At 67.4% G+C, this 7855-nt stretch carries 7 protein-coding genes and 4 pseudogenes; 4 read left to right on the top strand and 7 right to left on the bottom strand.

Annotation, left to right across the window (positions count from 1 at the left end; translation table 11 throughout):
- Positions 1-133: 133 nt before the first annotated feature.
- The 4 genes from guaD to ACIRU3_RS47010 all read right to left on the bottom strand — a co-directional run bounded on the left by guaD (position 134) and on the right by ACIRU3_RS47010 (position 3392).
- A complete protein-coding gene (guaD, locus tag ACIRU3_RS47025) occupies positions 134-1591 on the bottom strand; it encodes a guanine deaminase (protein ID WP_404070510.1) in 1458 nt (485 codons plus the stop codon).
- 583 nt (positions 1592-2174) lie between these two features.
- Positions 2175-2630, bottom strand: coding sequence for a single-stranded DNA-binding protein (locus ACIRU3_RS47020; RefSeq protein ID WP_404070508.1), 456 nt, complete (start codon positions 2628-2630; stop codon positions 2175-2177).
- A 189-nt stretch (positions 2631-2819) separates the two neighbouring features.
- Positions 2820-3143, bottom strand: a complete 324-nt coding sequence (locus tag ACIRU3_RS47015) for an Lsr2 family protein (protein WP_404070506.1) — start codon at positions 3141-3143, stop codon at positions 2820-2822.
- A 42-nt stretch (positions 3144-3185) separates the two neighbouring features.
- Positions 3186-3392, bottom strand: a complete 207-nt coding sequence (locus ACIRU3_RS47010; protein WP_404070504.1) for a hypothetical protein — start codon at positions 3390-3392, stop codon at positions 3186-3188.
- A 273-nt stretch (positions 3393-3665) separates the two neighbouring features.
- On the opposite strand from ACIRU3_RS47010, the pseudogene ACIRU3_RS47005 reads away from it, so the two are divergent.
- The 3 pseudogenes from ACIRU3_RS47005 to ACIRU3_RS46995 form a co-directional block, all read left to right on the top strand.
- Positions 3666-4007: pseudogene (locus ACIRU3_RS47005) on the top strand (transposase family protein); the annotation flags it as partial.
- Positions 4008-4119: 112 nt separating this feature from the next.
- Positions 4120-4803, top strand: a pseudogene (locus ACIRU3_RS47000) (RNA-guided endonuclease InsQ/TnpB family protein); the annotation flags it as partial.
- A 90-nt stretch (positions 4804-4893) separates the two neighbouring features.
- Positions 4894-5102 (top strand): annotated as a pseudogene (locus ACIRU3_RS46995) (IS256 family transposase); the annotation flags it as partial.
- Between the two features lie 427 nt (positions 5103-5529).
- Here the strand turns inward: ACIRU3_RS46995 and ACIRU3_RS46990 are convergent.
- Entirely contained in the window at positions 5530-6621 is a 1092-nt protein-coding gene (locus ACIRU3_RS46990) for an SEC-C domain-containing protein (protein WP_404070502.1), read from the bottom strand.
- 53 nt (positions 6622-6674) lie between these two features.
- Positions 6675-7118: a single-stranded DNA-binding protein gene (locus ACIRU3_RS46985; protein WP_404070500.1), complete on the bottom strand. Its 444-nt coding sequence runs from the start codon at positions 7116-7118 to the stop codon at positions 6675-6677.
- A 96-nt stretch (positions 7119-7214) separates the two neighbouring features.
- Between ACIRU3_RS46985 and ACIRU3_RS46980 the strand changes: the two genes are divergently transcribed.
- A complete protein-coding gene (locus ACIRU3_RS46980) occupies positions 7215-7439 on the top strand; it encodes a hypothetical protein (RefSeq protein WP_404070498.1) in 225 nt (74 codons plus the stop codon).
- 60 nt (positions 7440-7499) lie between these two features.
- On the opposite strand, the pseudogene ACIRU3_RS46975 reads toward ACIRU3_RS46980, so the two are convergent.
- Positions 7500-7742, bottom strand: a pseudogene (locus ACIRU3_RS46975) (transposase); the annotation flags it as partial.
- Between the last annotated feature and the right edge of the window lie 113 nt (positions 7743-7855).

Here is a 7855-nt window from a genome sequence, read left to right as displayed (position 1 = left end):
GCGCCACCGACCTGCCCACCACGACCTGAACAACAGGCCGCCACCGGCCTCGGCATGCCCTCAGACGATCAAGCCCCCGACAACGTGACAACACCCGCGTGACAAGCCGAGGTCAGTACCGACGGGCATCTGTTCAGGGCCGTCGTCGATAGGCGGCGCGGCCCAGGATGTACGTGGCGGCGACTGCGCGTTCGTCTCCGAGCGTCATGAGCGCGAAGAGGCGTTCGTCGAAGGTCTGCGCCACCTTGACGCGGCGTGCGAGTGTGGGGGTGGCAGACCAGTCGAGGACGGCGAAGTCGGCTTCCTTTCCGGGGGTGAAGTTGCCGATGCAGCTGTCCAGGTCGAGTGCCTTGGCGCCGCCCAGGGTTGCGAGATAGAACCCGCGATGGGCCGGCAGGCGCGTTCCCTGCAGGGCGGTCACCTTGTATGCCTCGCTCAGTGTCTGGAGCATGGAGTAGCTGGTGCCGGCGCCGATGTCGGTGCCCATGCCGACGTCGACGTTCCTGGCGCGAGCAGCGTGGAGGTCGAACAGGCCGCTACCGAGGAAAAGATTGGACGTGGGGCAGAAGGCGACGGACGAACCGGCGGCGGCCAGCACCTGGCGGTCGGTGTCGTCGATGTAGATGCTGTGGGCGAACAGCGACCTGTCCGTTACCAGCCCGAATCGGTCATAGACGTCGAGGTAGGAACGGCCGCCGAACAGCTCCGCGACCAGTGCGACCTCGTCTTTGTTCTCCGAGAGGTGGGTCTGGAGCCACAGGCCGGGAATCTCTTTGAGGAGGCGTCCGACCATGGTCAGTAGTTGCTCGGTCGAAGTAGGTGCGAAGCGAGGAGTGAGGGTGTATCCCAGACGGCCCTTGCCGTGCCAACGCTTGATCAACTCACGCGTGGCACGCTCAGCCTGTTCGACGCTGGCATCCCGTAGAAAGGCGGGCGCGTACGGTTCGCGGTCCATGAGGACCTTCCCGCACAGCATCCGTAGGTTTCGGGCCGCGGCCTGCTCGAAGAACGCGTCGACAGACACAGAGTGCACCGTGGGAAAGACACTCGCGGTTGTGGTCCCCGCCGCCAGCAGCCGGTCCAGGAAGAATCCGAAGACCTCCCGGGCGTGGGCGGGGTCGGCGAACTTTGCCTCGGCAGGAAAGGTGTACTTCTCCAGCCACTGCAGGAGCTGCTCACCGTAGGAGGCGATGATGTCCACCTGGCTGGCGTGGACGTGGGTGTCCACGAATCCCGGAACGATCAACCTGCCGCGGTGGTCCTCGTGCCGCCCTGTCTGGCGCAGCCTGTCCGGCAGCCGGCTTGCCGGGCCCACCCACGCCACCCTGCCCTGGCTGTCCACGGCCAGCGCCCCGTCCTCGAAGAGCTCCCAAGAGGCGGAGTCGGGGGTTTCACCAGGATCTGCCAGATAGTGCAGAACCGTCCCACGTACTACGGCTGCCCGGTCACCCGCCGGCCTGCCAGTGACGACGGAGACAGGCGCCGCGGAGGCACGTGTGGCCTCGGTGACGGCGGTGGCCGCAGCTGCTCCCAAGCCCGCCAGCACAGTCCGCCGCCGCATACCGGTGCCCATGCCATGCTCAATAGTCATGGGGAGATTTTGACGACCCGGTGCCCATTCACCGCACAACTCGCGGGAGTGTCTCATCAACCCTGGCTATTCAGCCGAATTGGGTGATCTGATGATCTGGTAGCAGAAAGGTGCCGTTGACCTGCAAGGATGCGAGCGTCTACGTCGTATCCGGCACAGGAGTCAGGGCACCTCTCCGGTGAACGAGCGTACAGGGAGCCTCTTTCACGTGTAGATCATGAGGGTGAGGATCGCTGCGGCGGCTGACGTAAGTCTGTTCGGGCTGATGCGGGCATGGCGGAAGATCCTCCACTGTTTGATCCGGGAGATTGCGGAAGCCATCCTGGACGACCCGCAATGGGTTGAGTGGCGCGGCGGCCCCGCCCACGATTTCAGCGCCGTCTGAGACCACAGCTGCACCGGTTGGCAGCAGCCGTACGGGCGTCAGGCAGCGGCACTGGCCATCTCCATGGCCGTGGCCATGAACGTCCGCCCAGCCCGGGACGGCGAGGAGCAGCAGCCGGGGCGCGGGCCGCCTCCGGCCGTGACCCGGTCGCGCGGGACGCAGGGCTGAACTGGTCCGTATTCGGCGCCACCGCGTTGGTCAGAACGGGTGGGTCTCGGCGGGAGCCGTTGCCTGGGCCGGGTCCGTTTCCGGGGCAGCCGGGCGGGGTGCGGGTGCTGTGCCGCCGGGGCGGTAGTTCTTGGTGACGGTCACCGTCGCGTATGTCAGGGAGGCGGCGACTTCTTCGGCATCGATCTCGACAACGGTACGGCGCTGGCCTTCCTTGTCGTCGAAGGTGCGCTGCTTGAGGCGGCCTGTGACGATGACGCGCGCGCCCTTGGCCAGCGACTGGGCGGCGTTTTCGGCGGCCTGGCGCCAGATCGAGCAGCGCAGGAACAGCGGTTCCCCGTCGGTGAATTCGTTGCGGTCGCGGTCGAACACGCGGGGAGTCGACGCGATCGTGAAACCCGCCACAGGGATACCGGAGTTGGTGTGCCGCAGTTCTGGGTCGGCGGTCAGGTTGCCCACCACCTTCACCAGTGTCTCGCCCGCCATGTCCGCCGCCCCTCTGCTGTGGTCTTTCACCCACCGTACCGGCCTGGCCGAGGCGGATCGGGCGAACCCGCACCGCAACCGTCCCTCTCACACGGCGGTGTCCGCCTCTCCTGTGCGAAGGGGAGCCCGCGCATGATGCCGGGGCTCCGGTACCACGACGTCCGTAACCTGCTGCCAGCGCCACGGAGTTCAGCCGTTCGCATACCCGGATGCTTCTCGGACCTCCACGGGCATCTGGCCGTTCTTGTAGATGTCGTGGCCGTGCTGTATGGCCCAGGCGCGGATCTTTGCGGTGTCGGCGCTGCCCGCCGTCGAAGCCGTGCGGCCGACGGAGCGGCCCCTGGTCCTGCGGCCGGCCTTCACGAACTCCGCGAGATTTTCCCGGAGAGTTTGGGCGTTGGCGTCAGTCAGGTCGATCTCGTAACTTTTGCCGTCCAGCGCGAATGTCACCTTCTCGTCGGCCTTGCCTCCATGGAGGTCGTCGGCCAGCAGAACCTGGACTCTGTGTGCCATGAAATCTCCCGAATGGGCGTTGCTGTAGTTGCAGGGGCTCGGTCACAGGAACTGGCCAGGCGGGCCCACATCGCCGACCGGCCCGGCAGGGCGAGTCCTTGTCAGCTGGGCCAGGAAGGCCTGCAGAGCAGCGAAGCTCTGCGGAGTGAGCCTGACGTCGAACTCGTCGTCGCACACGCCGATCGTGACGGGTGTGCCTGGCGACACATCGTCTTCTTTCAGAGCATCCAGGGTGAACACGTACTCCATGCGCTACCTCCACGCACGACGGGACGGGAAAGCCTGCAGGCCGCACGCGTACCCGCGCGGCCGCAAACGGATCGCGTGCAGCCTCTGGACCACTCGGACGAGCGGATTTCAAACTTTCGCCCTGACGTTGGGGGCACCGAATCCAGGGCCCCGGCGTTTGCCGGGATCGTCCGGCCCTGGGCTGATTGATCATGTTGGCGGGGCCCGGAAACAGGCGAACACGGCACCTGTGGACCATGGAGTTCTCTACGCTTCAAGATCCACGAGGGTGCCGTGTTCGTTCCCCCATCATCCCCTGCCGCCGTTCCCGCTTCTGCGGCACCCCGCCTTGAAGCCCTCGGCGCGGTTGACGCACGGGACCAAGTCCGTTGCCTGGTCACCGAGTTCGAGTCGGTCACCGACCCCCGCGGGGCATGCGGGGCGCGCTACCGACTCTCCTCGCTACTGGCCCTGGTGGTCTGCGCGATGCCCCCGGCAGGCCATGACTCCAACACCGCGGCGGCGGAGTGGTGCCGACGCGCGGCGCCCCCGGAGTTGGCCGCCTTCGGCCCGCCCTACCACCCGCTCCTCGGCCGCTACCGGATCCCGAACGAGAAGACGCTGCGCACCGTACTGCACGTGATCCTCCTCGCCGTTGAACTGCTTCAGCTTGGCCTCGAAGTCCGTGCAGACCTCGGGGTTCGGGTTCCAGCGTGGTGACATGAACCGCATATGTATGGTGATCGTTATGCAGCTCAGGTACGGGTTCCGCCTGTACCCGAACGGTCCTCAGCGCTCGGCGTTGGCCAGGGCGTTCGGGTGTGCGCGGGTGGTCTTCAACGATGCGTTGCGCGTCCGTGAGGACGCCCGCGCCGCCGGGCTGCCGTTCGTCACCTCCGCCGATCTTTCCAAGCGGCTCACGGCGTCGAATGAAGACCACGGAGCGGGCATGGCTGGGCGAGGTTTCCGCGGTGATCCTCCAGCAGTCCCTTCGCGACCTGGACACCGCGTACCGGAATTTCTTCGACGGCCTCAAGGGCAAGCGCCCCAAGACGGGGCCGCCCCGTTTCAAGTCGAAGGGGACACCCGGCAGGCGATCCGGTTCACCGCGAACGCCGGATGGAAGATCACACCCGGCGGGAAGCTGCGGCTGCCCAAGGTGGGCGACGTGAGCGTGAAGTGGTCGCGCACGCTGCCGTCCACCCCCACCACAGTGACCGTGATCAAGGACAGTGCGGGCCGTTGCTTCGCGTCGTTCGTCGTTCAGACCGGTCCGGAAGAAGTCCTGACGCCCCTCACGTCCCAGGTCGGCATAGACCTCGGCCTGGGGCACTTCGCCGTCCTCTCGGACGGCCGGAAGATCGACAGCCCGCGCTTCCTGCGCCGCGCTGACATGCCCAAACGCTCGGCCCGTCGTGCTCACAAGCGTCAGCTCGCCAATGTGATCATCCGCCACATGTGGCAGGACGCCGCCCGCCGAGGCACCCAGTAGACCTCCACGCCGGCACCTGTTTGACAAGAGAGCTTCGAGTCGGTGAACGCCCGCATCCGCCGGGCAGTCGAAGCCCGCGGACATTTTCCGAGCGAGCCGCGTTGAAGTGCGTCTACATGGCGATCATGTCCCTCGACCCCACTGGCAAGGGACAGGCCCGCTGGACCATGCGCTGGAAAACAGCGCTGAATGCTTTCGACATCACCTTCGACGGCCGCCTGTCAGCGGCCCGCCAGTAACCTCAACTACCCCAGTTAAACCACTCGTTTGACAGTCCCCCCTGGTCCTGTCAGCTCACGGTCGCTGTCGACTGCTGTCCGTCCGGCGAGCACCGTGTCCTGGCGCAAGTCCCCTACCGCGAAGCCGCCCAGCGGTTTGGCACCTGGCTGGCCGAGGCCGCCCCTGCCGTGGCCGCCGAGGCCGGGCCCGACCGCCTGGACGGCCTCCCCGCCCGTTCCCGGCCAGTCGTCGCCGACATGAGCGGCGAGGGCCTGGCGCTTTTCTGAACGAACACCAGAGATCCGACAGCAAGCGTCAAACCGCGCCTGCCCAGTTTCAGTTCGCAGCCCGCCCGGACTCTACGAAACGCGCCGCTTCCTTCACTGTCGGCGGCCAGGGGGAATTGGCTCTGTCGCGAGTTTGGTCAACGATGCTTTCTGATCTTGGTCAGGTCAGGGCGGGGTTGCCGCAGCATTTCTTGTACTTGCGGGAAGATCCGCACCAGCAGGGGCTGTTGCGGGGTGGGGGCCACGCCTGGGCCTGGCCCCGGGCTGCGAGGTCGGCGGTGTACTCGGCCCGGGTGTCCCCGTCTTGTGGGGAGAGGCCCTCATTGCGGGTGAATTCCTCGAAGTCGTTCACGCTGCCCTGGGCGATACCGAGATGCGGTTCGCCGTCCTCGGACAGGCGGCGCAGGATCTCCTCGACGCGACAAAGGTGGTCGTGGTGATCAGCGCCGTAGGCGTCCTCCAGTGTGGGCCACTGGGCCAGGAGCCGGGTGAACTCGGGCTCGGGCCAGAAGAGTGCACAGGTCATGCGGGGCCGGGACAGGGCGGCGCGGCGGGCGGCGACCTCGACGGTGAGTTTCTCGATCGAGGCGAGCAGGGCGTCCCGGTCACCGCTCTCGGCGGCCCGTAGGTGGTCTGGGTTGTGCAGGTCGTCCAGGGTTCCGGGGCCGCGGAGCAGGGCCGGGCGGTGCTTGTGCAGTTCGTCGGCGAGATGGTCGAGGTCGTCGTGCGGCTGGGCGAGGCGGCGCCTGACCCGGTGGCGGCCGATGACGAGCATCTCGATGTCATAGCCGCCCGGGGCATCCTCGACGGATCGGCGGGTGAGGGGGGTGGCCGGGCCGAGGAGGTGGGTGAGACCCGCGGTGAACCAGTCGGTGGCGTCGTTAAGTTCGCCAGCGGTTTCGAAGGTCTCGGCGACGAAGTTCCAGGCACCGGCATCGGCGGGGTGGCGGCGTCGCAGCTGTGCGGCCGCGGCGCGGGCCTCGGCGGTCTGTCCGGCTTCCCACAGGGTGTTGATCCGATATGCCTCGATCAGATCGGGTTCTTCGCACCCGGTATCCAGCAGCTGCTGGTAGAGGTTGAGGGCTCGGTCGTGCCGACCGGCGTCGCCCCAGCAGGCCGCCGCCTCGACGAGGATCTCCTCCCGGTCCTGGGGATACTCCAGGGCCAGGGCCTCAAGTTCCTCGGCCTGCGTGGCGGGAGTCCGCTCGGCAGGGGTGTGCCGTGGCGGTGCGGGGCGGCGCTTGCGGGACATACGACCACACTACCGGCGGGACACCGGCCGGTTGGAGCGATGCCGGAGGATGCTCAGAATGGGTGAGGATCGCGGTCCGAACCTGCCGGGGGCGCCGCGGCTACGGGAGCAGGCGCCGGGGTCTGGGCGGTGCGGGAGGTCTTGATGACGTGGGCTGTCGCATAGGAGAGGGAGACGGCGACGTCCTCGGCGTCGATCTCGACGGTGGTGCGGCGCTGGCCTTCCTTGTCGTCAAAGGTGCGCTGCCGCAGCCTGCCGGTGACGATCACGCGCGTGCCCCTGGACAGGCTGGCCGCGGCATTTTCTCCGGCCTGTCGCCAGAGCGAGCAGCGCAGGAACAACGGCTCGCCGTCGACGAATTCGTTCCGCTCGCGGTTGAACACCCTGGGCGTGGAGGCGATCGTGAACCCGACCACCGGCAGGCCGGCGGTGGTGTGTCGCAGTTCAGGGTCTGCGGTGAGGTTGCCCACCACGGTCACCAGCGTCTCGCCCGCCAAGTTCCCACCCCTCATCGCCGCCACCGGCCGCCTCTTGGCGATGGTGCCCGGCCCTCACAATATCGGTCCCGCCCCATTGGCTGGCACGATGTCGGTATGACAGAGGACGACCATGACGGCCAGGGCACGCTGGAAGAGGCGACTGCTGCTCTGCGCACAGCGGAGGAGTCCGTCCGTGCGGCCCGCCGGCAGCTGAGCGCGGTGATTGTGGCCGCGTACCGCTCGGGCGAGCCCGTCGCCAAGATCGCCTCGCGCACCGGCAAGGGCGTTTACGAGATACGGAACCTGCTGGCCGCCACCGGTACTTCACGCCGCACATAGCGAACGGAGTTCGACGGGTTCAGGAAGCCAGGGACGCTGGGAGGGGGTTGATCAGCGGAACAGGCCGTTGATGGTGGCCTTGGAGCGGCCGTGCCGTCGGCGCAGCGCTTCGCGGACGGCGGCGACGACCCGTTCGTCGGCCCGCCCGGTGGGGCTGGGAGCACGGATGGTGCGGTGGTCGAGGAGCCCCCACAGGCCTTGCTTGCGGTAGGCCAGGCGCATGCGCTGCACGGTGGGGCGCGAGACGCGGCCGAAGCCGAGCGCGATCAGCTCCTCAGTTTTGGCCTGCTCCCGCTCGGCCAGCCCGAAGCCCTCTGTGAGAGCGTGGCGTGAAACGCCTCGATTTGTCTTGTTAGCCTGTGAGGGCACGACGAGGAGAACCACCGCCAGTGACCAGCCAGAACACCCCCGGCATA

The sequence above is a fragment of the Streptomyces sp. NPDC101151 genome (genome assembly GCF_044768335.1).
Classification (GTDB): domain Bacteria; phylum Actinomycetota; class Actinomycetes; order Streptomycetales; family Streptomycetaceae; genus Streptomyces.
This window is presented reverse-complemented; position numbering and strand designations above follow the sequence as displayed.

Bases quoted from the DNA above. Each gene is read 5' to 3' on its own strand.
- guaD (WP_404070510.1), bottom strand. From the start codon at position 1,591: ATGACTATTGAGCATGGCATGGGCACCGGTATGCGGCGGCGGACTGTG.
- ACIRU3_RS47020 (WP_404070508.1), bottom strand. From the start codon at position 2,630: ATGGCGGGCGAGACACTGGTGAAGGTGGTGGGCAACCTGACCGCCGAC.
- ACIRU3_RS47015 (WP_404070506.1), bottom strand. From the start codon at position 3,143: ATGGCACACAGAGTCCAGGTTCTGCTGGCCGACGACCTCCATGGAGGC.
- ACIRU3_RS47010 (WP_404070504.1), bottom strand. From the start codon at position 3,392: ATGGAGTACGTGTTCACCCTGGATGCTCTGAAAGAAGACGATGTGTCG.
- ACIRU3_RS46990 (WP_404070502.1), bottom strand. From the start codon at position 6,621: ATGTCCCGCAAGCGCCGCCCCGCACCGCCACGGCACACCCCTGCCGAG.
- ACIRU3_RS46980 (WP_404070498.1), top strand. From the start codon at position 7,215: ATGACAGAGGACGACCATGACGGCCAGGGCACGCTGGAAGAGGCGACT.